We start from the raw sequence: 20,332 nt of genomic DNA on the forward strand, positions 1-20,332 counted from the left end.
ACCGGACCCGGCGGGCGTCTCCGAGCCCGCGCGGGCGTACGACCACGGCCCGAGGCGCATCGGGGCTGCCTCGGGAAACCGGCTGTCGTCAGGCGACAGCGGTCCCCAGGGGCGGGCCCCGCGAGGTGATCGCGTGAACGAGAAGGAGCAGGCGCGGAACGCGCGTCGGGCCGCGTCGCCGCGGCCGAGGACGCGGACGGTGCGGTGGCGCGGGCACCACCAGCGGCAGCCGCAGCGGCGCCGCGAGCCATCCGGCCACGGCGCGCAGAATGCGGAACACGGCCCGCTCGCCGTGCGCGAGCCACAGGCCGGCCAGCAGAGCCGCCAGCAGGTGGGCGGCGAACATCCCGGACGAGGACGAGCCGTCCATGACATGGCCGGCGCTGTGGCCCAGGTCCACGGCGTCCATCGAGTGCATGGGCATCGCGCCCGCGCCCGGCGACCCCATGTGCATGCCGGACATGTGGGTGGACATGTCGTGCTGCGCCGCCCCCGTCTCCGAAGGTGCGGGGTGCTGTCCGCCGGTCATCGACTGCGCGACGGAGAACGCCGAGTGCAGTGCCGTCTGGGCGGCGACCACGACGGCCACGATCAGCGGCAGCCCGCGTTCCCGGCCCGCCAGACACCATCCGGCGGCGGCCGTCGCGACCGCGCCGCCGGCCAGCGCCCACCAGGGGACGTGGCGGCCGGACATCAGCACGTGGCCCAGGGCGGCGAGCAGCACGCACACGGCCGCGAACACCGCGGCCCGTACCGTGCGAGAACACCACCCAGCAGTCATGACCGCCTCATCCTTGCATCCGGCGTCCGTTCGTCACCCGTCGGTACGAAAATCCGCGGTGCCCGCGACTCAATCCGGTCCCTGTGACAAGGGCCATACGGATGTGCCGGAACCGGGCTCCTGTTCCGCCCGACTCCTGCGACGGGGCTGGAGACGACGGCGTCGGCGCGATGCCGGTCGGTCGCCGACGCGGTGACCTCCGCGGCGATCACCTTCACAGGATGGCCGAAACCGGACGTATGCAGCTCGCGCCGCGCGGCAGCCGTGAGCGGTGCACCCGCGCGGACGTACGGCACAGGGGTGCCGCGCGGCACGGCCGGCGGGCGGTCGCGGCCCCGCAGCCACGCCGAGGGACCGGAACAGCCCTTCTGGCATGCTCGTACCGTGTCACTCACGCCGCCCGCCCCCGCGCCGGAGCCGGTGACCGCGGATCCGCCCGGCTCGACTCACCGCCCGCTGCTCACGCAGTCCTGGCTCGACCTGGCGTTCCTGCACTGGGCCGCCGATCCCGCGGACGTCGCGCCGCTGCTGCCCGCCGGATGCGTGCCTGACACCCTGGACGGTGTGACCTACGTCGGTCTGGTGGCCTTCCGGATGCACCGGGTCGGCTGGCTGCGGCTGCCCGGTGTGCCGTACCTGGGGAGCTTCCCGGAGACCAACGTGCGGCTCTACTCGGTGGACAGCCACGGACGCCGCGGCGTGGTCTTCCGCTCGCTGGACGCCTCCCGGCTGATCCCGGTGGCGATCGGCCGGGTCGGCTTCCGGCTCCCCTACGTCTGGTCCAGGATGGCCGTCCGCCGCGACGGCACGGTCCTGACGTACTCCAGTGCCCGGCGGCTGCCCGGGCAGCGGGGCGCCGGCAGCAGGATCGCCCTGCGGGTCGGTGAACCCATCGCGCGGCCGACGGAGTTGGAGCACTTCCTGACCGCCCGCTGGGGCATGCACACCCGTGTCCTCGGCCGGCCCGTGCACGTCCCGAACACCCACCCGCGCTGGCCCCTGCACCGCGCCGAACTCCTCACCTGCGAGGAGGACCTGGTGACCGCGGCGGGACTGCCCCGGCCGGTCGGCGCACCGGTGAGCGTGCTGTACTCGCCCGGAGTGAGCGTGCGGTTCGGCCGCCCGGCCGCGCGGCGGGGGTAGACGGCCCGCGGAGCGCGCGGGCGTCCCCGGTGGCGGACCGGAACGCGCCCGGACGGCAACAGCGCCGAAGCGGTCGTCCTACCCGTCCGGCGGGGCCGGGCGGAGCTACGGTAGGGCCGCAGCATGTCACCGATCCGCGAAGTACATCCCTTTCGAGGTGTTCCGTCGTGAGCATGAGCATCCGCAACCAACTGCCCGGCACCGTCACCGCCGTCGTCCCCGGCGAGGCCATGGCGACCGTCACCGTCCGGCTCGCCGGTGGACCGGACGTCACCGCGGCGATCACTCTGGAAGCGGTGCGGGACCTCGGTCTCGCCGAGGGGTCCGCGGTGCGCGCCCTGGTCAAGTCCACGGAGGTCTCCCTGGCCACCGGCCGCGTCAACGGCCTGTCGATCCGCAACCGGCTGCCGGGCACCGTGCGGGAGATCACCACGGGCGGTGTCATGGCCTCCGTGAAGGTCGTGACGGAAGGCGGCGTGCTGACCTCCGCGGTCACCAAGGAGGCCGTCGACGACCTCGGCCTGGCGGCGGGCTCCTCCGTCACCGCGCTGATCAAGGCGACCGAGGTCGCCCTCGCGGTCGGCTGACCGGGCGCCGGCCGGCCGCCGCGGCACATGACGGGCCGTCACGCGTCGCTCCGGGCCATCGCGGGGCACGCAGCGGGGCCTGCCGGTGCCGGTCGCCGCGACGAGGCGCCCGGCGGAACCGGTCGGTCGCCGGCCGCCGCGCGCCGGGCACGCGGACCGTGGGCCGGACGCCACGCCGGTGCGGAACCCCCCGGCTCCGGGCGCCGTTGGAGAAGTGCCGCGCCCCGGCTGCCGCCGCCCGCCGCGACGGACCTGCCCGCGCGCGCCTCGGCGCCTTCGCCTCGGCCGGCGGCCCGGTGCCGGCGGCCGGTCGCGCCACGCGCGGCACCGCGACACGGCGCGCCACCGCCGGTTACCCGAAACGGCACAAGATTAGAACCATTCCTTTTCTTGAATCGTTCGTCTTCTTGAGGGTAGGTTCGGCGCCATGACCTCATCCCGGCCTCCGAGCACCGCCGCCGAGGAGCTGCGCGGTGCGGGCCTGCGGGTGACGGCCGCCCGTGTGGCCCTGCTGGAGACCGTCCGGGCCGGTGACCACCTCGACGCCGAGGCCATCGCCTCCGGGGTGCGCGATCGCGTCGGCCACGTCTCCCTCCAGGCCGTCTACGAGGCCCTCCACGCGCTCACCGCGGCGGGACTCGTCCGCCGTATCGAACCGGCCGGCAGCCCGGCCCGGTTCGAGGGACGCGTCGGGGACAACCACCACCACCTCATCTGCCGTACGTGCGGTGTCGTCGCCGATGTCGACTGCGCGCGCGGCGATGCCCCCTGTCTGTCGGCTTCCGACGACCGCGGCTTCTCGATCGACGAGGCCGAGGTCATCTACTGGGGCCTGTGCCCCGACTGTTCCACCCGCCGCAGTTCCTGAGCACCGAGATCCACCAAGTCCGGAAGGATTCCCATGGCTGAGAACCCCGACGCAATCGTCACCGACCCCAAGACGGAGGGGGCCGGAGGCTGCCCGGTCGCGCACGGGCGGGCCGCGCACCCGACGCAGGGCGGCGGCAACCGCCAGTGGTGGCCGGAGCGGCTCAACCTGAAGATCCTGGCCAAGAACCCCGCCGTGGCGAACCCGCTCGACGAGGGCTTCGACTACGCCGAGGCGTTCAAGAACCTCGACCTCGCGGCCGTCAAGGCGGACATCGCCGAGGTACTGACCACCTCCCAGGACTGGTGGCCGGCGGACTTCGGCAACTACGGCCCGCTGATGATCCGTATGGCCTGGCACAGCGCCGGCACCTACCGCATCAGCGACGGCCGCGGCGGCGCCGGCGCCGGTCAGCAGCGCTTCGCCCCGCTGAACAGCTGGCCGGACAACGGCAACCTGGACAAGGCCCGCCGTCTGCTGTGGCCGGTCAAGAAGAAGTACGGCCAGAGCATCTCCTGGGCCGACCTCATGATCCTCACCGGCAACGTCGCCCTGGAGCAGATGGGCTTCGAGACCTTCGGCTTCGCCGGCGGCCGTGCGGACGTCTGGGAGGCCGAGGAGGACGTGTACTGGGGTCCCGAGACCACCTGGCTGGACGACCGGCGCTACAGCGGCGACCGCGAGCTGGAGAACCCGCTCGGCGCCGTCCAGATGGGCCTGATCTACGTCAACCCCGAGGGCCCGAACGGCAACCCGGACCCGATCGCCGCCGCCCGCGACATCCGTGAGACGTTCCGCCGCATGGCGATGAACGACGAGGAGACCGTCGCCCTGATCGCCGGTGGCCACACCTTCGGCAAGACCCACGGCGCGGGCCCGGCCGACCGGGTCGGCGCCGACCCCGAGGCCGCCACCATGGAGGAGCAGGGCCTCGGCTGGCGCAGCACCCACGGCACCGGCAAGGGCGGCGACGCCATCACGTCCGGCCTGGAGGTCACCTGGACCACCACGCCGACCCGGTGGAGCAACAACTTCTTCGAGAACCTCTTCGGCCACGAGTGGGAGCTGAGCGAGTCCCCGGCCGGCGCCAAGCAGTGGGTGGCCAAGGACGCCGAGGCCGTCATCCCCGACGCGCACGACGCGTCGAAGAAGCACCTCCCGACGATGCTCACCACCGACCTGTCGCTGCGCCTCGACCCGATCTACGGGCCGATCTCCCGCCGGTTCTACGAGAACCCGGAGGAGTTCGCGGACGCGTTCGCCCGCGCCTGGTACAAGCTGACGCACCGTGACATGGGCCCGAAGTCGCTGTACCTCGGCCCGGAGGTGCCGCAGGAGACCCTGATCTGGCAGGACCCGCTGCCGGAGGCGCAGGGCGAGCCCGTCGACGCCGCCGACGTCGCGGCGCTCAAGACCAAGCTGCTCGCCTCGGGGCTGACCGTCTCCCAGCTGGTCTCCACCGCCTGGGCCTCGGCGTCCACGTTCCGCGGCAGCGACAAGCGCGGCGGTGCCAACGGCGCCCGTATCCGCCTCGAGCCGCAGCGCGGCTGGGAGGTCAACGACCCGGAGCAGCTCGCCCAGGTCCTGCGCGTCCTGGAAGGCATCCAGCAGGAGTTCAACACCGGCGCGAAGAAGATCTCCCTGGCCGACCTGATCGTCCTCGGCGGCGCCGCCGCGATCGAGCAGGCGGCGGCGGACGGCGGCTTCGACGTGGAGGTCCCGTTCGCGCCGGGCCGTGTCGACGCCACCGAGGAGCACACGGACGCCGAGTCGTTCGCCGCGCTGGAGCCGGCCTGGGACGGCTTCCGCAACCACGTCGGCAAGGGCACCCGCCTCCCGGCCGAGTACCTGCTGCTGGACAAGGCGAACCTGCTCACCCTGAGCGCCCCCGAGATGACCGTGCTCGTCGGCGGTCTGCGCGTCCTGGGCGCCAACGCCGGTCAGTCCGCCCACGGTGTCCTCACCGAGAAGCCGGGCACGCTGACCAACGACTTCTTCGTCAACCTGCTCGACATGGGGACGACCTGGAAGGCGACCTCCGAGGACCAGCACACCTTCGAGGGCCGCGACGCCGCCACCGGCGCGCAGAAGTGGACCGGCACCCGTGCCGACCTGGTCTTCGGCTCCAACTCCGAGCTGCGTGCGCTCGCCGAGGTCTACGCGAGCGACGACGCGAAGGAGAAGTTCGTGACGGACTTCGTCGCGGCGTGGGCCAAGGTCATGGACCTCGACCGGTTCGACCTCGTCTGACCGTTTCCCGGTAGCCGGCCGTGACGGCCGGGCGACCTCCGCGGGGGCGGGCACCGACGGTGCCCGCCCCCGCTGCGTGCATGCGCGCGCCACCGGGCGGCGGCATGAAAAAAGGGCCCTCGCAGGCTCTCGCCTGCGAAGACCCTTCGCACCGTCGGGACGACAGGATTTGAACCTGCGACCCCTTGACCCCCAGTCAAGTGCGCTACCAAGCTGCGCCACGTCCCGGTGCCGTCTGACCTGGGCTTTCCCCGGGCCGAACGTGCAGGGAAACAATACCGCACTCGGGTCGGTGGTCGCGCACCCGTTATCGCGCTGCGGACGCCGGCCGCGGACACCCCGCGGACACCGGGACGGCGGCCCACGACCTGGAGTACGGTCGAGGTCGGCCGACGGGGCACATCGCCGGGATCCGGGCCGCCGACCACCGGCGGCGCCGTGCGCGCCCGCGTCACCCCTGCTCCGCGCACACCTCGCGCGCCGGCTCCTTCCTCCTCGAGCGGGCCTTGGGCGCGTCGGCACGCACCAGACCGCGTATCGCCGGGACCGACAGCAGGGCGATCACCACGACCAGGCTCATCGCGCCGGAGACCTGGAGCACCCGGTCGGCGCCCAGTGCGGCGGCGGCCGGACCCGCGAGGGCCTGGCCGACCGGCAGCATCGCCAGGGAGCCGGCCACGTCGTAGGCGTGGATGCGGTTGAGGACGTCGGGGGGCACCTGCGTCTGGACGCTGGTGGCCCACATGACGCCCCAGAACGAGATCCCGGCCCCGGCGACGGCCGCGCCGGCCGCCATGGCCGGCAGATCGAGTCCGAGACCCACGGTCGTGGGGAACGCCGCGAAGCCGATCAGGGCGACCGACCCGGCGCGCAGCATCCGGCGCGGGCGCAGCCGCAGGGCGAGGAGGCCGCCCACCACGGTGCCGGCGCCCAGCGCGGAGTTGACCAGACCGTAGGCGCGCGGGCCGTGTTCCCGGACCACTTCCGTGGCCACCAGCGGGACGGTCGGGCCGTAGACGGCGATCATGTGGACGCACCAGACGACGATCACGCCCCAGAGCCAGGGGCGCGCCCGGAACTCGTGCCAGCCCTCGACGAGGTCGGCCTTGAAGGCGCTCGTACCGCGCCCCGGGAGGCGGCTGCCCGGCGCGAGCGGCGGAAGCCGGAGCAGCAGGAGGCAGAGCGCGCTGATCGCGTAGGTGGCGGCGTGCGCCGCGAACACACCGCCCGGGGACGCGAAGCCGACCAGGACGCCCGCGACGGCGGGGCCGGCGAGCTGGGCCGAGGACTCGGCGATGCGTATGGCGCCGTTGGCGGCCTGGATGTCGGAGGCCAGCCGGGGGATCATGCCGGCCACCCCGGGCTGGAACACGGCGCCCGCGACACCGTTCACGACGCCGATGGCGCAGATCTCCCAGAGGACCACGTGATCCGCGAGGAAGAGCACGGCGGCCAGGGACTGGGTGCCGAGCCGCACCAGGTCGGCGCCGATCATCAGCTTGCGGGTGCTGAACCGGTCGGCGAGGACCCCGCCGGGGACGACGAGGCCGGCGAAGGCCGCGGCCGTGGCCGCCATGGCGAGGCCGACCGCGCCCACGCCGTATCCGTGCAGGAGGAGTCCCGCCGCGAGCGCGACGGGGAGCATGGTGTCGCCGAGCCGGGCAAAGGCGCGGGCGACGAAGAACAGCGTGAAGTCCCGCGACCGGAGCGGCCGGTCGGGCCCGCCGCCGGGCCCACCCGTCCCGGCAACGTTGTCACGCGCCCCGTCGCCCGGCCCGCCGCCGATGTCCGCGTCGCGCTCCGTGTCCGCCCCGGCCCCCTCGTGCGGCGGCCGCGACGACTGCGGCGGCTGTGCCGAAGCCCCGCTCATCCCCTTGTGCTCCCCTCCCCGGCCCACCCCGGCCCGGACCCCGCCCGTGCCGCGCCTGCCGAAGCCCCCTCACCGGCCCGGCTGCCGCGCCGGTCGGATCATGCCATGTCCCGCCGACGGTGCCGGAGGGTTTTCACTCCCCGGGCAGCCCCAGGGCGGGGTGGGCGTCGAGCAGCCCGGTGGGGGCGGCCTGGCGCCAGGAGTCGGCGAGGATGTCCCGCAGCTCGCCCTCGTCCTCCAGCGCGGCCAGCCGTGCCCGCACCCAGGCGAACTGCGCCTCGTGGTCGGCGATCCAGAACTTGTCCGGCTCGGCCAGGACCAGTTCGTCCCGCTCCTCCTTCGGACAGCGCACGGCGATGGACGTCTCGTCCTCCGGCAGCGTGGCGAACATCTTGCCCGCGACCCGGAACGTGGGCATGCTCCAGGCGATCTTCTCCGTGGTGTCCGGCAGGGACAGGGCGATTCGGCGTACGTCTTCGGCATCCGGCATGAGAGGCACCGTAGCGGCTGCCACCGACAGTCAGGCGGCCGGAGGCGCCGCACCCAGGTGCTTGTAGTAGAGGCTGGTCGGACGCGGTGTGCCGTCGGGGCTCGCCGCGTAGTCGGGGATCACTCCGGCCCGGGTCCAGCCGGCCGATCGGTACAGGCGCTCGGCCGGGCTGCCGGTCTCGGTGTCCAGGTGCAGCAGGGCGACGCCGTCGGCCGCGGCGGCCGCTTCGGCGGCGGCCAGCAGGGCACGGCCCAGGCCTCGCCCGCGGGCGCCCCGGTGGACCATGAGCTTGACGAGCTCGGCGCGGTGGCGGCTGTTGGGTTTGTCGGGAAAGGACAGCCCGACCGTGCCGACCACGCGCCGTCCGTCGTGCGCCACCCACACGGCGAGCCGGCCCGCGGCGACGGCCGCGGCGCGCTCCGTCCACCAGGCGGCGGCAGCGGCGTCGTCCAGCGGGGCCAGGAAGCCGACCGAGGCGCCGCCGCGCACGGCGTCGGTCAGCAGGTGCGCCAGGTCGCCCGCGCGGGCGAGGACCTCGGCGTCGTCCAGCCGGGTCACCGTCACGGCCGCACCACCGTTCACCGTCACGGCCGCACCACCGCCAGCACGTACCGCACGTCGTGCCGGCCGACGCACCGGAACCGCGTCGGCCCCCACACGCGCAGCCGCAGGCAGTCGCCCGTGTCCACGTGGTGCTCGATGTCCCCCACGGTGACGGCGAGGGCTCCGTCCAGCACCCAGACGTGCTGTTCCAGGCCGGGCACGGGCGGCCGGTCGTAGGCGATGTCGGCGCCCGCGGCGAGGCGTGCCTCGACGAGTTCGCCGCGCAGTCCGTCGTGGGGCGGCGACACGGAGCGCCGTACGAATCCCGAGGCCCGGTCCTCCCACACCGGCTGGTCGGCCGCGCGCAACAGCGCCGCGGGCTCCGCCTCCACTTCGCTGAGCAGTTGGGACATGGTCCGCCCGTACACGGCGCACAGCCGGTTCAGTACGGACGCCGTGGGGCTGATCTCGGCCCGCTCGGCGCGGGACAGGGTCGAGCGGCTGACACCGCTGCGCTCCGCCAGCTCCCCCAGGGACCAGCCGCGTTCGGCCCGCAGCCCGGCCAGTCGCGCGCCCAGCCGGACGTCCATGTCGTCGGGCCCGGAACCGGCCCCGGCCACGGCCGCGTCGCCGCCGTCGACCGCTTCATGTTTCACATTCGGGATCCTATCCCGAATATGGGATTCCGTCGGCCGACGTACGCCGCCGAGGTGGACCGGAGGGGGAAGTACGGCACCGCTGAGGGCCGCGGCTCGGGCGCTACTCCGCGCCTGCGGCTTCCAGTGCCTCCAGCACCGGGCGGATCAGCGGATGTCCCTCGGCCCCGCGCCGTACCGCCGCGAAGACCCGGCGGGTCGGCGCGTCACCGTCCACGGGGCGGACGACGACTCCGGTGAGATCCATGCCGCGCAACGCCGAGCGCGGCACCAGGGCGACCCCCGCGTCGGCGGAGGCGAGCGCCACGACCGCCCGGAAGTCGTCCGAGGAGTGCTCCAGGCGCGGCTGGAACCCGGCGCTCTCGCACGCCAGCACCACCACGTCGTGACAGGGGTTGCCGGGGTACGGGCCGATCCACGGGTCCTTGGCCAGCTCCGCCAGCGGCACCTCGCCGAGGTCGGCCAGACGGTGGCTGACCGGCACCACCGCGTCGAAGGGCTCCGCGTACAGCGGGACGTGGGCGAGCCGCGGGTCGTCGGCGGGCGGGGCCCCGCGGTACTCCACGGCCACCGCGACGTCCACCTGCCGGTCCAGCACCATCGGCAGACTCGCGTCGCCCTCGGCGTCCCTGACCCGGATGCTGATGCCGGGCGCGCTGCGCGCGAGGCGGGCCACGGCGGGCGCGACGACCAGCGCGATGCCGGTCGCGAAGGAGGCGACGGTGACCGTGCCGGCCTCCCCGGAACCGTAGGCGGCCAGCTCCGCCTCGGCGCGCTCCAGTTGGGCGAGCACGGCGTTGGTGTGGCTGAGCAGGATCTCGCCGGCCGGAGTCAGGCGTACGCCCTTCGCGCTCCGTTCGACGAGCCGGTGTCCGGTCTCCTGCTCCAGCGCCGTCAACTGCTGGGAGACGGCGGAGGGCGTGAGGTACAGCGCGGCGGCAGCCGCCGTCACCGTGCGGTGGTCGGCCACCGCACGGAGGATGTGCAGCCGCCGCGCTTCGATCATGCGACCGATTCTCTCAGACGCCCCCAGCCGGCGGACGCGCCCTTCGCCCCGGTCAGGCGTCCAGCTCGGCCCGCGCGGCGATGAACGCGTCCACCGCGCGGTCGACGTCGGCGGTGGAGTGCGCGGCCGACAGCTGGACGCGGATACGGGCCTGGCCCTGCGGGACCACCGGGTAGGAGAACCCGATCACGTACACGCCGCGCTCCAGCAGCAGCTCCGCCATCCGGCTCGCCCGGGCGGCGTCGCCGATCATCACGGGCGCGATGGCGTGGTCGCCGGGGAGGACGTCGAACCCTTCCTCCGTCATACGGCGGCGGAACAGGGCGGTGTTCTCGGCGAGCCGCTCGCGCAGGTCGCCCGCCGACTCCAGCAGGTCGAGCACCTTGAGCGAGGCCGCGGCGATCACCGGCGCGAGGGTGTTCGAGAACAGGTACGGGCGGGAGCGCTGGCGCAGCAGGGCGACGATCTCGGCGCGGGCGGCGACATAACCGCCGGAGGCTCCGCCCAGCGCCTTGCCGAGGGTGCCGGTGATGATGTCCACGCGGTCCATCACGCCGTGCAGCTCGGGGGTGCCGCGTCCGCCGGGGCCGACGAAGCCGACGGCGTGCGAGTCGTCGACCATGACCATGGCGTCGTAGCGGTCGGCGAGGTCGCAGATCTCCCGCAGGGGGGCGACGTAGCCGTCCATCGAGAAGACGCCGTCCGTGACGATCAGCCGGCGCCGGGCCGACTGCGCCTCCTTCAGCTGCTGTTCCAGGTCGGCCATGTCGCGGTTCGCGTAGCGGAAGCGGCGGGCCTTGGACAGCCGGATGCCGTCGATGATCGACGCGTGGTTCAGGGCGTCGGAGATCACCGCGTCCTCCGGGCCGAGCAGCGTCTCGAACACACCGCCGTTGGCGTCGAAGCAGGAGGAGTAGAGGATCGTGTCCTCCTGGCCGAGGAAGGCGGACAGCCGGGCCTCCAGTTCCTTGTGCACCTCCTGCGTGCCGCAGATGAAGCGCACCGACGCCATCCCGTAGCCCCAGCGGTCCAGCGCCGCGTGGGCCGCCGCGATCACCTCGGGGTGGTCGGCGAGTCCGAGGTAGTTGTTGGCGCAGAAGTTGAGGACCTCGCCGGGGCGGCCGCCGGCGGAGACGTTCACGGTCGCCGACTGCGGGGTGTCGATGACCCGCTCGGGCTTGTGCAGTCCGGCCGCGCGGATCTCGTCGAGGGTGGCGCGCAGGTCGTCGCGGACAGAGTCGAACATGAGGGGGCTCCAAAGAGTGCGGTGAGCGGAGGCGGACCGGGGCGGGTCAGGAGGTCCAGTCGAGGATCACCTTGCCGCCGCGGCCGCTCGCCGCGTCGGCGAACGCCGCCTCGAAGTCGCGGTGGCCGTAGCGTCCGGTGATCACGGGGGCGAGGTCGAGGCCGCCCTCCAGGAGTACCGACATCGCGTACCAGGTCTCGAACATCTCCCGGCCGTAGATGCCCTTGATGGTGATCATCGAGGTGACGATCCGGGCCCAGTCGACGGGGAACTCCTGCGCGGGCAGGCCGAGCATGGCGATCCGTCCGCCGTGCGTCATGTTGGCGATCATGTCGCGCAGTGCGTCGCCGTGGCCGGACATCTCCAGGCCGACGTCGAAGCCCTCGCGCAGCCCGAGGATGCGCTGTCCGTCCGCGACCGTGGCGTTCGTGACGTCGAGCGCCAGGCTGACACCGATCTTGCGGGCCAGCTCCAGCCGTTCCTCGCTGACGTCGGTGATGACGACGTTGCGCGCGCCGGCGTGCCGGGCCACGGCCGCGGCCATCAGACCGATCGGCCCGGCACCGGTGATCAGCACGTCCTCGCCGACCAGCGGGAACGACAGCGCGGTGTGCACGGCGTTGCCGAACGGGTCGAAGATCGCCGCCACGTCGAGGTCGACCGGCACGCGATGCACCCACACATTGGTGGCGGGCAGCGCGACGTACTCGGCGAAGGCGCCGTCACGTCCGACACCGAGACCCACGGTGGCGCGGCACAGATGGCGCCGGCCGGCCAGGCAGTTGCGGCACTTGCCGCACACCAGGTGGCCCTCGCCGCTGACCCGGTCGCCCGACTTGATGTCGGTGACGTCCCGGCCGGTCTCGACGACCTCGCCGACGAACTCGTGCCCGAGCACGAGGGGCGTGCGGATCGCCTGCTGCGCCCAGCCGTCCCAGGCGTGGATGTGCAGGTCGGTGCCGCAGATACCGGTGCGCAGCACCTTGATGAGTACGTCGCCGGGCCCGATGGTGGGCTCGGGGACCTCCACGAGTCGAAGCCCGGGCTCCGCCTTCTCCTTGACCAGCGCCTTCAACGCTACGGCTCCTGTGCGTGAGGTCCCGTCCAGGGCACGCCGAAGCGGCCCGCGGACGGGGAGGGGGGTGGAATCGCACAGCAATCTGCCGTATCGCGGGGCGTCGGTCCATCGAGGATTTCTTAAGCGCCGCCGCAGCTTTCCTTCACGCCCTCGGCCGGCCGCTCCCCGGGCGGCTCACAGCGGGAGTCCGTCGTCCTCGCTCCGTTCGAGCCGGACGACGAGTTCGGCAGCGGTCGCCTTGATGGTCTCCAGACCGGTGCGTCCCCAGGGCCGCGGTGCGACATCGGCGACGCACACGGTGCCGAGCACCATGCCCGTGGTGTCGATGAGCGGCGCGCCGAGGTAGGAGTGGATTCCGTACTCGTCGACGACGGGATTGCCCGCGAACCGCGGATAGTCGCGCACGTCCTCCAGTGCGAGGGCCTTGCGCCGGACCACCACATGGGGGCAGTAGCCGTGGTCGCGGGGCATGGAGCGGCCGACCTCCGGCCGGGTCCCGTCCTCTTTCACGACGAGTCCGACGGCGGGGGCGTGCAGTCCGGCGAAGAACTGCCCGCTCTCGTCGGGGAAGTTGACCATCGCGTACGGCGATCCGGTGCTGGACGCCAGATGGCCCGCCAGGGCGTCGAGGGCGGGCTCGGGGCGCAGCCCGAGGCCGAGCCGCCGCAGTCGCCGGGTGCGGGCGGGTGCTTCCTTGTCGTCGGGGGTGAGCAGCAGACGACCGGCCGGGCGCGGCGGGTCGTAGCTCATGGCCGGGTTCCGTCGCTGTGGGCGTATGTCATGTGCGGCTCCGGTGCTGGGGGCGGTGGTCACATGTGGGCGCCGTGGCTCGGCGCGGGGGTGACGGGTGCGTGGGCGATGAGGTGGCGTACCAGGGTGAGCAGGGTCTGGACGCCGGAGGCGGAGATCCGGGCGTCGCAGCGCACGACGGGGATCGCGGGGTCGAGGTCGATGGCGGCACGCACCTCCTCGGGGTCGTAGCGGTGGGCGCCGTCGAACTCGTTGACGGCGACGATGAAGCCGAGGCCGCGTTCCTCGAAGAAGTCGACCGCGGCGAAGCACTCCTCCAGGCGCCTGGTGTCGGCCAGGATCACCGCGCCGAGCGCTCCCTCGCACAGTTCGTCCCACATGAACCAGAACCGCTCCTGTCCGGGCGTGCCGAACAGGTACAGCACATGCTGCGGGTCCAGGGTGATGCGGCCGAAGTCCATCGCGACGGTCGTCTCGACCTTGTTCTCGATGCCGTCGAGGTTGTCGGTCCCGGCGCTGACCGTGGTGAGCAACTCCTCCGTGCTGAGCGGGGCGATCTCGCTTACGGCTCCGACGAAGGTCGTCTTGCCGACCCCGAAGCCGCCCGCCACCAGGATCTTCAGCGCGGTGGGGAAGGGATCGGCACCGTCGTCGTAGTCGTAGTCAGAGCTGTCGTCGTAGTCCATCGAGCACTGCCTCCAGAAGGGCCCGGTCCGTGGGGTTGTGGTGGAACTCGGGGGGTTTGGTGGTGAGCGCCCCGCAGTCGACGAGATCCGACAGCAGCACCTTGGTGACCACCGCCGGGAGTCTGAGCTGGGCGGCGACCTCGGCGACCGAGACGGGGGCGCGGCACAGATCGAGGGCCTGTGCGTGCTCGGGGCCGAGGTAGCCGAACGGGGTGGCTCCGGTGGACCTCACCTGGGAGATCAGGTCGAGCGCGACGGTGGGACGGGTACGGCCGTTGCTGACCGTGAAAGGGCGCACCAGCCGTCCGGCCGCGTCGTCGAGCCAGGGCCCGTCGCCGGCCGTCGCCACGCTCAAGGCCTCATCGCCGTGGGTTCGACGGCGTGCTGTCGGGGCGCGGTCATCAGGTAGGGGCGGACACTCTTGACCAGCATGGCCATCTCGTAGCCGAGGACGGCCGCGTCGGCCTCGCGGCCGGCGAGCACGGCGAGACAGGTACCGGAGCCGGCCGTGGTGACGAACAGCAGGGTGGAGTCGAGTTCGACGACGACCTGCCGTACGTCGCCGCCGTCACCGAAGCGGACTCCGGCGCTGCGGCCGAGGGAGTACAGGCCGGAGGCCAGGGCGGCCATGTGGTCGGCGCTGTCGGCGTCGAGGCCGTGCACCGACTTCACGAGTCCGTCGCAGGACAGGAGCACCGCGCTGGTGGTGTGCGGCACCCGCTGCACGAGTCCGCTCATCAGCCAGTCGAGATCGGATACATGGCCGGTGGGGGCATCGGTCGCCATGGTGGATCGACTCCTTGGGATACGAAGGTCTGCGAGCGCGCTCGGGGTCGCGCCGGGGGTGGTTGCGGTGGGGGTGGCGACGGGGGCGGCGGCTGCGGTGGTCATCCGGCCGGTGTGCTCCCGTCGTGCCGGGCGTGGTGATCGGTTCGGGTCGCGGTGACACCGTGGTCCGGGGAGTGCGCGGGCCGCTGCTCGGTGGTGTGGGCCGCCGTCCCGTGCGGGGACAGGTCCACGTGCGCCGAGTCCGAGTGCCGTACGTCCTTGGGGTGTACGTCCCTCGGGTGGGCGTCCGTGGAGAGGGGTGCGGGCAGGACGGGCGCCTCGGCGGGGCGCCGGGGTGCGGGCGGGTTGTGCCGGGACTCCTCGTGGGAGGCCCCCCGGGTCACCGGCTCGGCGTTCTGCTGGGCCTCGGCGAGGCCGACACCGCGCTGGAAGGCCGCCATCAGGCCGGGATCGTGCCCCACCACGTGCTCGGTGTCCTGGCGTGGGGCCGGGCCGCCGCGCAGTTGGGGCGCGATGTGTTCCTGGGCTCGGCGCCGGGGCAGTTGGGGCTTGCCCATGGTGCCGCGTACCGCACCGCCCCTCGGCACCGGCGGTGCCGAGTCGTGCTCGCCGAGGTGGGCGCGTTCGTCGGGCCGGATGCCGGGCACCGCCGCCGCGGGGTTGGCGCGTTCCTCGGCACCGCGCACCGGCAGTGGCGCCGGGGGGCTGTCGCCGGCCGGGGACATGTCCGGCGGCCGGGTGTGCACCGTGACGGGGTGCGCGAGGGGAGCCGGGGGCACCGGCGGAGCCGCCGTGACGGGTCGCGCGACGGGTTGCGGGACGAGGGCGGGCGGAGCCGCCGGGGCCGCCGCGACGGGCGGTTGCCCCGGGTGCGCGGGCGGCGGCACGCGGGTCGGAACCGGGGCGGCCGGTACCGCGCCCGTGGTGTCGCGGTGTCCTCGTACGCCACCGGTCGGGTCCTGCGCCACCGGGGGTACGCCGCCGGTGGCGCCCGGCGGGGTGCCCAGCAGGGCCTGCGGCACCACGAGGACGGCCTGGACCCCGCCGTAGATGTTGGTCTGGAGCCGGACGGTGATGCCGTGCCGCCGGGCGAGCTGCGAGACGACGAACAGCCCGATGCGCCCGTCCGCCAGCAGCCGGCCCACGTTGACCTGGTCGGGGTCGGTGAGCAGGGCGTTCATCCTGCTCTGCTCGGCGACCGGCATGCCGAGACCGCGGTCCTCGACCTCGATGGCGAGCCCCGAGGTGACGAGGTTGGCGCGCAACAGCACTTGGGTGTGCGGGGCGGAGAACACGGTGGCGTTCTCCACGAGTTCGGCCAGCAGGTGGATGACGTCGGCGACGGCGTGGCCGCGCAGGGTGCCGTCGGTCGGCGGCACCAGTTTGACCCGCGAGTACTGCTCGACCTCGGCGATCGCCGACCGCAGCACCTCGGTCATGGTGACCGGATTGCTCCACTGCCGGCGGGAGACCGCGCCGCCGAGCACGGCGAGGTTCTCGGCGTGCCGGCGGATGCGGGTGGCGAGATGGTCGACGTGGAAGAGGCCCTTGAGCAGGTCGGGGTCCTCGATCTCGTTCTCCAGCTCGTCGAGGATCGCGATCTCCCGGTGCACCAGCGACTGGAGCCGCCGGGCGAGGTTGACGAAGACTTCGAGCTTCTGCTCGCTGCCGGCCTGGCTGGAGAGCTGGGCGGCCTGCACGACGGCGGTGACGGCGCCGTCGTGCGCGCGGGCCAGGTCGGCGGCGAGCAGTTCGAAGTCGTCGGCGTCCTCGGGGGGTGTGCCGCGCGACTTGCGCTGGGGCGGGATCTCGCCGCGCCGCAACGCCTCGACGAGGGTGCGCAGATCGGCCTCGCGGCGCGCGCTGCTGCGGCGCAGCGCTCCGATGCGCTCGTGGACGGACCGGGCGGTACGGGCGGCGGCGAAGGCGGCGATCCCGATGCCCGCGAACGTCACGCCGGTGGCTCCGGCGAGGACGCCCCACAGGGGGAGGCCGGTGCGGGCCCCGGTGGAGCGGACGGTGAACAGGACGGCCGCGCAGGCGCTGAGCGCGACGGCTACGGGTGGCAGCACGGCCAGGCGCAGGAGCTGAGGCCGTATGTGCGCCTCGGGCAGCGAGGGGACGGTACGGGCGACCGGCCGTCCGTGACGTCCGCCCTCGCGGCGGTCTGCGCGTGCGGCCGGTGCGCGGAGGTGTGACATCGGTGTCCTCGTACTGGTCCGTCGGTCGTGGCCTGGGGCCCGGTCTGCGCGACTCGGGCATACGGCATCGCGGTGCGGGTCGGCGGAGCCGTACGGATCTCGGCCCTGCGTTGCCCGACGGACACTCACCGTAGTTGCCGACACATCATGTGCGGTGGGCAGTTGACAAAGTCCTACGGCAAGCGTCCCGCTCTGGTATGAGGTCTCGTACGACAGACCGATAAGCCCGCCGAACGCCTGACCACTGATGACATCGGAACGATCGGAGTCCACCGGACTCGGTCGGAAGCGGTCGCGCCGTCCGGCGCCTCGGTGGGGCACGGTGCGGCCGACCGGCGGCCGCCCTCCCTCGCGCCGGGTGGGAGGTACACGCGCCGAGCGGAAGGCGGACGTACGCGGACGGAAGGCTGACGTACGCCGGAAGGAGGAAGGCGCACCGAGCGGCTCAAGGCACGCCGGAACAGCCGTCGGTACGCGCCGAATCGGCGGAGCCGCCCCGGTCCGCCCGGTGGAACGGGCTCACACGCGGCGGAAGTCGTGGTGAAAAACGGAATGCGGAACGGGATGCGGGGCGCAATGAAGGACGGGATGAGGGACGGAACGGGCGACGGGACGAGGGTGGCCGTCGCCCGGTCCGGACCCGGACGTCACCGCCCCACGCCCACCGGCGAGTTCACGAGTCGCCGACGCGGCGCTCCCCGGGGCGGCGCCGGTACCGCCGCGGGGCATCCGCCGGCCCCCTCGCGGTGACCGGCGGATGCCTCGGTGCGCCGTCAGCGACCGCCCGCGCGGTCGAGGTCGTCCTGGGCGGCGGTACCGGTCCGGGCCGTGCTCCCGGCGTCGCGCCACGGCCGGTCGAGCGGCGCCGACACGGCCTCCCACCACGGCTCCACCGGCAGCTTCCCGGCCGGCTCGAACGGTTCGCCCGGCCGAGGGAACGCCGCCGCCTGTCCGGCCTTCTCGGCCGCGTCCATCGTCCAGGCGCCGGGCTCGGCCCAGGCGTGCGGGGCGAGGTTGAAGGTGCCCCAGTGGATGGGGATCATCACGCCGCCCGGTTCCCCGCCCTGGAGGTCGAGGTGGGCGCGCATGCCCTCGTCCGGAGTCATGTGGATGTCGGGCCAGAAGTCGCTGTACGCGCCGATCTGGATCATCGTCGCGTCGAACGGGCCGTAGTCGGCGCCGATGTCCCGGAAGCCCTCGAAGTACCCCGTGTCGCCGCTGTGGAATATCCGGTGCCGCTCCCCCGCGACGACCCATGACGCCCAGAGCGTGTGCTGCGTGTTGCGCAGTCCCCGGCCGCAGAAGTGGCGGGCCGGGGTGGCGGTCAGAGTGAGACCGCCGACCTGCGTCGCCTCGTGCCAGTCCAGCTCGCGCACCCGCTCGGCCGGCACGCCCCAGTGCTCGAGGTGGGCGCCGACGCCTAGCGGGACGGCGAACAGTGTGTCCGTGCCGGCCAGCGCCTTGATCGTGGGGAGGTCCAGGTGGTCGTAGTGGTCGTGGGAGATGACGACGACGTCGACCGGGCCGAGCGCCGCCACCGGCAGCGGCACCGGGTGCAGGCGCTTCGGGCCGGCGAAGGCGAACGGCGAGCAGCGCTCACCCCAGACCGGGTCGAAGAGCACGCGCTGCCCGTCGATCTCCGCGAGGACGCTGGAGTGCCCCGTCCAGGTCAGCCGCAGGCCCGTGGCGGGCGGCTCGGCGAGGTCCGCGAGCGTGGTGGGGTGCACCGGGATCGTGCCCTTGGGGGCGCGGCGGCTGCGGGAGTCCTTGTCGAAGTACTTCTTGGCGAAGTCCAGCGGCGATCCCGACGGCCTGGTCCGGGAGGGGCCCCCGGGGTTCTGGAAGACCCCGTCCTTGAAATAGGGGGATCTGCGGATGCGCGCCATACGCTCACCGCTCGGGTCCGCGCCGAAGGCCTCGGGCTGCAGCGCGCGGAGCCCGGAGCTCAAGGAACGGGAACCGGACACGGTACCTCCAGGTGGAGTCGGTGAAGGCTCCATTATGGTCCGCCCCCGCGACAACGCCGGGTCGACCGTGTCACACGCGGCACCCGCGTCGCGCCGGTCCGGCGGCCGCCGGACCGCGCATCTCGTTGACAGCGCACGACATCCGTCCCGATACTGACTCACTGTTCAGTAACATCGATCCGGCCGCCCGGTGCCCCGCCGCCACGACCGGCCGGTTTTGAGGAGCCCCGCATGACCGCCCCCCTCCTGTCGCTCACCTGGACCGACCACGTCACCGGCCGCCGGGGCTTCCTGGTCGTCGACCGGCTCGTGCGCGGGGTGGCGAGCGGTGGTCTGCGCATGCGCGAGGGCTGCACCCTGGACGAGGTCACCGGGCTCGCGCGCGGCATGACCATGAAGGAGGCGCTGCACTTCGACCCCCGCAGCCGCTACGTCCCGCTCGGCGGCGCCAAGGGCGGCATCGACTGCGACCCGCGCGACCCGGGGGCGTACGACCTCCTGGTGCGGTACCTGCGGGCCATGCGGCCGTACATCGAGAGTTTCTGGACCACCGGCGAGGACCTGGGGCTCAGCCAGGACCTGGTGGACCGGGCGGCGGCGGAGGCGGGGCTCGTGTCGTCGATCCAGGCCGTGTACCCGCTGCTCGACGACGAGGCCGCGGCCCGCCGCCGGCTCGCCGACGCGTTCGCCGTGGAGGTGGACGGCATCGGACTGGACGAACTGGTGGGCGGCTGCGGGGTCGCCGAGTCGCTGCTCACGGCGCTGGACCGCGCCGGAGTGCCGTACGCGGGGACCCGGGTGGCGGTGCAGGGGCTGGGCACCATGGGCGGAGCCACGGCGCGCTTCCTCGCCCGCGCCGGTCTGACCGTCGTGGCGGTCGCCGACGTCAAGGGCACCATCGCCGACCCGGCGGGCCTCGACGTCGAGGCGCTGCTCGCCGCGCGGGACGCGTACGGCACGGTGGACCGCGCGACGCTGCGGCCCGGCGTCCGTGAACTGGGCGGCGACGAGTGGCTGTCCGCGGACGTGGACGTGCTGGTTCCCGCCGCGGTCTCCTACGCGATCGACACGGCGAACCAGGACCGCATCACCGCCCGCTGGATCGTCGAGGCGGCCAACATGCCGGTGCTGCCGAAGGCGGAGGAACTGCTTCGGGCGCGCGGCATCACGGTGCTGCCCGACGTGGTGGTCAACTCCGGGACGAACGCCTGGTGGTGGTGGACGCTGTTCGGCGACATCGGCGCGGACGCCGACGAGGCGTTCGCGCACACACGCCGCTCGATGCGGGCGCTGGTCGAGCACGTACTGGCCCGCGCCGAGGCCGACGGCACGACTCCGCGGGCCGCCGCGCACGCCGTCGGCGCGGACCGGATCGCGCGGCTCGCCGAGCGGTTCGACTGCCACCGGTGAGGCCCCTCACC

Annotated in this window: 19 protein-coding genes and 1 tRNA gene; 5 read left to right on the forward strand and 15 right to left on the reverse strand. The window is 73.4% G+C overall.

Annotated elements, in window-relative coordinates; translation table 11 throughout:
• Positions 1–88: 88 nt before the first annotated feature.
• A complete protein-coding gene (locus tag DN051_RS08350) occupies positions 89–781 on the reverse strand; it encodes a hypothetical protein (RefSeq protein ID WP_079001669.1) in 693 nt (230 codons plus the stop codon).
• A 384-nt stretch (positions 782–1,165) separates the two neighbouring features.
• Between DN051_RS08350 and DN051_RS08355 the strand changes: the two genes are divergently transcribed.
• From DN051_RS08355 to katG, 4 genes are all read left to right on the forward strand, one after another.
• Positions 1,166–1,924: a YqjF family protein gene (locus tag DN051_RS08355; protein WP_053762466.1), complete on the forward strand. Its 759-nt coding sequence runs from the start codon at positions 1,166–1,168 to the stop codon at positions 1,922–1,924.
• A 167-nt stretch (positions 1,925–2,091) separates the two neighbouring features.
• Positions 2,092–2,511, forward strand: coding sequence for a TOBE domain-containing protein (locus DN051_RS08360; protein WP_053762465.1), 420 nt, complete (start codon positions 2,092–2,094; stop codon positions 2,509–2,511).
• A gap of 427 nt (positions 2,512–2,938) precedes the next feature.
• A complete protein-coding gene (locus tag DN051_RS08365) occupies positions 2,939–3,379 on the forward strand; it encodes a Fur family transcriptional regulator (RefSeq protein ID WP_053762464.1) in 441 nt (146 codons plus the stop codon).
• 33 nt (positions 3,380–3,412) lie between these two features.
• On the forward strand, positions 3,413–5,629 hold the full coding sequence (gene katG / locus DN051_RS08370; RefSeq protein ID WP_112438408.1) for a catalase/peroxidase HPI: 2,217 nt from the start codon (positions 3,413–3,415) through the stop codon (positions 5,627–5,629).
• 154 nt (positions 5,630–5,783) lie between these two features.
• Here the strand turns inward: katG and DN051_RS08375 are convergent.
• The 14 genes from DN051_RS08375 to DN051_RS08440 form a co-directional block, all read right to left on the reverse strand.
• Positions 5,784–5,857: transfer RNA gene (locus DN051_RS08375), tRNA-Pro, on the reverse strand.
• A gap of 223 nt (positions 5,858–6,080) precedes the next feature.
• Complete coding sequence (locus DN051_RS08380) at positions 6,081–7,499, reverse strand: MFS transporter (RefSeq protein WP_112438409.1); 1,419 nt, start codon at positions 7,497–7,499, stop codon at positions 6,081–6,083.
• A 133-nt stretch (positions 7,500–7,632) separates the two neighbouring features.
• A complete protein-coding gene (locus DN051_RS08385; RefSeq protein WP_053762462.1) occupies positions 7,633–7,989 on the reverse strand; it encodes an MmcQ/YjbR family DNA-binding protein in 357 nt (118 codons plus the stop codon).
• Between the two features lie 30 nt (positions 7,990–8,019).
• Positions 8,020–8,553, reverse strand: a complete 534-nt coding sequence (locus tag DN051_RS08390) for a GNAT family N-acetyltransferase (RefSeq protein WP_112442162.1) — start codon at positions 8,551–8,553, stop codon at positions 8,020–8,022.
• Between the two features lie 20 nt (positions 8,554–8,573).
• Entirely contained in the window at positions 8,574–9,122 is a 549-nt protein-coding gene (locus DN051_RS08395) for a helix-turn-helix domain-containing protein (RefSeq protein ID WP_112442164.1), read from the reverse strand.
• Between the two features lie 169 nt (positions 9,123–9,291).
• The gene (locus DN051_RS08400) at positions 9,292–10,194 is read right to left on the reverse strand and encodes a LysR family transcriptional regulator (RefSeq protein WP_053762461.1); all 903 of its coding nucleotides are present in this window, start codon (positions 10,192–10,194) and stop codon (positions 9,292–9,294) included.
• A gap of 52 nt (positions 10,195–10,246) precedes the next feature.
• On the reverse strand, positions 10,247–11,440 hold the full coding sequence (locus tag DN051_RS08405) for a glycine C-acetyltransferase (RefSeq protein ID WP_053762460.1): 1,194 nt from the start codon (positions 11,438–11,440) through the stop codon (positions 10,247–10,249).
• A gap of 46 nt (positions 11,441–11,486) precedes the next feature.
• Positions 11,487–12,515, reverse strand: a complete 1,029-nt coding sequence (gene tdh / locus DN051_RS08410; protein WP_053762459.1) for an L-threonine 3-dehydrogenase — start codon at positions 12,513–12,515, stop codon at positions 11,487–11,489.
• Positions 12,516–12,692: 177 nt separating this feature from the next.
• Positions 12,693–13,268 (reverse strand): GAF domain-containing protein, encoded by a 576-nt coding sequence (locus tag DN051_RS08415; protein WP_053762458.1) that lies wholly within the window; start codon positions 13,266–13,268, stop codon positions 12,693–12,695.
• Positions 13,269–13,327: 59 nt separating this feature from the next.
• A complete protein-coding gene (locus tag DN051_RS08420; RefSeq protein WP_053762457.1) occupies positions 13,328–13,954 on the reverse strand; it encodes a GTP-binding protein in 627 nt (208 codons plus the stop codon).
• A complete protein-coding gene (locus tag DN051_RS08425) occupies positions 13,932–14,303 on the reverse strand; it encodes a DUF742 domain-containing protein (RefSeq protein ID WP_053762456.1) in 372 nt (123 codons plus the stop codon). The genes DN051_RS08420 and DN051_RS08425 overlap by 23 nt, the downstream gene beginning before the upstream one ends.
• A 2-nt stretch (positions 14,304–14,305) precedes the next feature.
• Positions 14,306–14,740, reverse strand: a complete 435-nt coding sequence (locus DN051_RS08430) for a roadblock/LC7 domain-containing protein (RefSeq protein WP_053762455.1) — start codon at positions 14,738–14,740, stop codon at positions 14,306–14,308.
• Between the two features lie 101 nt (positions 14,741–14,841).
• A complete protein-coding gene (locus DN051_RS08435; protein WP_112438410.1) occupies positions 14,842–16,944 on the reverse strand; it encodes a sensor histidine kinase in 2,103 nt (700 codons plus the stop codon).
• 773 nt (positions 16,945–17,717) lie between these two features.
• On the reverse strand, positions 17,718–18,911 hold the full coding sequence (locus DN051_RS08440) for an MBL fold metallo-hydrolase (RefSeq protein ID WP_053762453.1): 1,194 nt from the start codon (positions 18,909–18,911) through the stop codon (positions 17,718–17,720).
• 231 nt (positions 18,912–19,142) lie between these two features.
• On the opposite strand from DN051_RS08440, the gene DN051_RS08445 reads away from it, so the two are divergent.
• Positions 19,143–20,321: a glutamate dehydrogenase gene (locus tag DN051_RS08445; RefSeq protein WP_112438411.1), complete on the forward strand. Its 1,179-nt coding sequence runs from the start codon at positions 19,143–19,145 to the stop codon at positions 20,319–20,321.
• Positions 20,322–20,332 lie beyond the last annotated feature (11 nt).

Source organism: Streptomyces cadmiisoli (assembly GCF_003261055.1).
GTDB classification, from domain to species: domain Bacteria; phylum Actinomycetota; class Actinomycetes; order Streptomycetales; family Streptomycetaceae; genus Streptomyces; species Streptomyces cadmiisoli.

Coding starts and splice junctions, on each gene's coding strand:
- DN051_RS08415 (WP_053762458.1), bottom strand. CDS start 13,268: ATGAGCTACGACCCGCCGCGCCCGGCCGGTCGTCTGCTGCTCACCCCC.
- DN051_RS08430 (WP_053762455.1), bottom strand. CDS start 14,740: ATGGCGACCGATGCCCCCACCGGCCATGTATCCGATCTCGACTGGCTG.
- DN051_RS08405 (WP_053762460.1), bottom strand. CDS start 11,440: ATGTTCGACTCTGTCCGCGACGACCTGCGCGCCACCCTCGACGAGATC.
- DN051_RS08385 (WP_053762462.1), bottom strand. CDS start 7,989: ATGCCGGATGCCGAAGACGTACGCCGAATCGCCCTGTCCCTGCCGGAC.
- DN051_RS08350 (WP_079001669.1), bottom strand. CDS start 781: ATGACTGCTGGGTGGTGTTCTCGCACGGTACGGGCCGCGGTGTTCGCG.
- DN051_RS08380 (WP_112438409.1), bottom strand. CDS start 7,499: ATGAGCGGGGCTTCGGCACAGCCGCCGCAGTCGTCGCGGCCGCCGCAC.
- DN051_RS08420 (WP_053762457.1), bottom strand. CDS start 13,954: ATGGACTACGACGACAGCTCTGACTACGACTACGACGACGGTGCCGAT.
- DN051_RS08400 (WP_053762461.1), bottom strand. CDS start 10,194: ATGATCGAAGCGCGGCGGCTGCACATCCTCCGTGCGGTGGCCGACCAC.
- DN051_RS08445 (WP_112438411.1), top strand. CDS start 19,143: ATGACCGCCCCCCTCCTGTCGCTCACCTGGACCGACCACGTCACCGGC.
- DN051_RS08395 (WP_112442164.1), bottom strand. CDS start 9,122: ATGGACGTCCGGCTGGGCGCGCGACTGGCCGGGCTGCGGGCCGAACGC.
- DN051_RS08435 (WP_112438410.1), bottom strand. CDS start 16,944: ATGTCACACCTCCGCGCACCGGCCGCACGCGCAGACCGCCGCGAGGGC.
- katG (WP_112438408.1), top strand. CDS start 3,413: ATGGCTGAGAACCCCGACGCAATCGTCACCGACCCCAAGACGGAGGGG.
- DN051_RS08365 (WP_053762464.1), top strand. CDS start 2,939: ATGACCTCATCCCGGCCTCCGAGCACCGCCGCCGAGGAGCTGCGCGGT.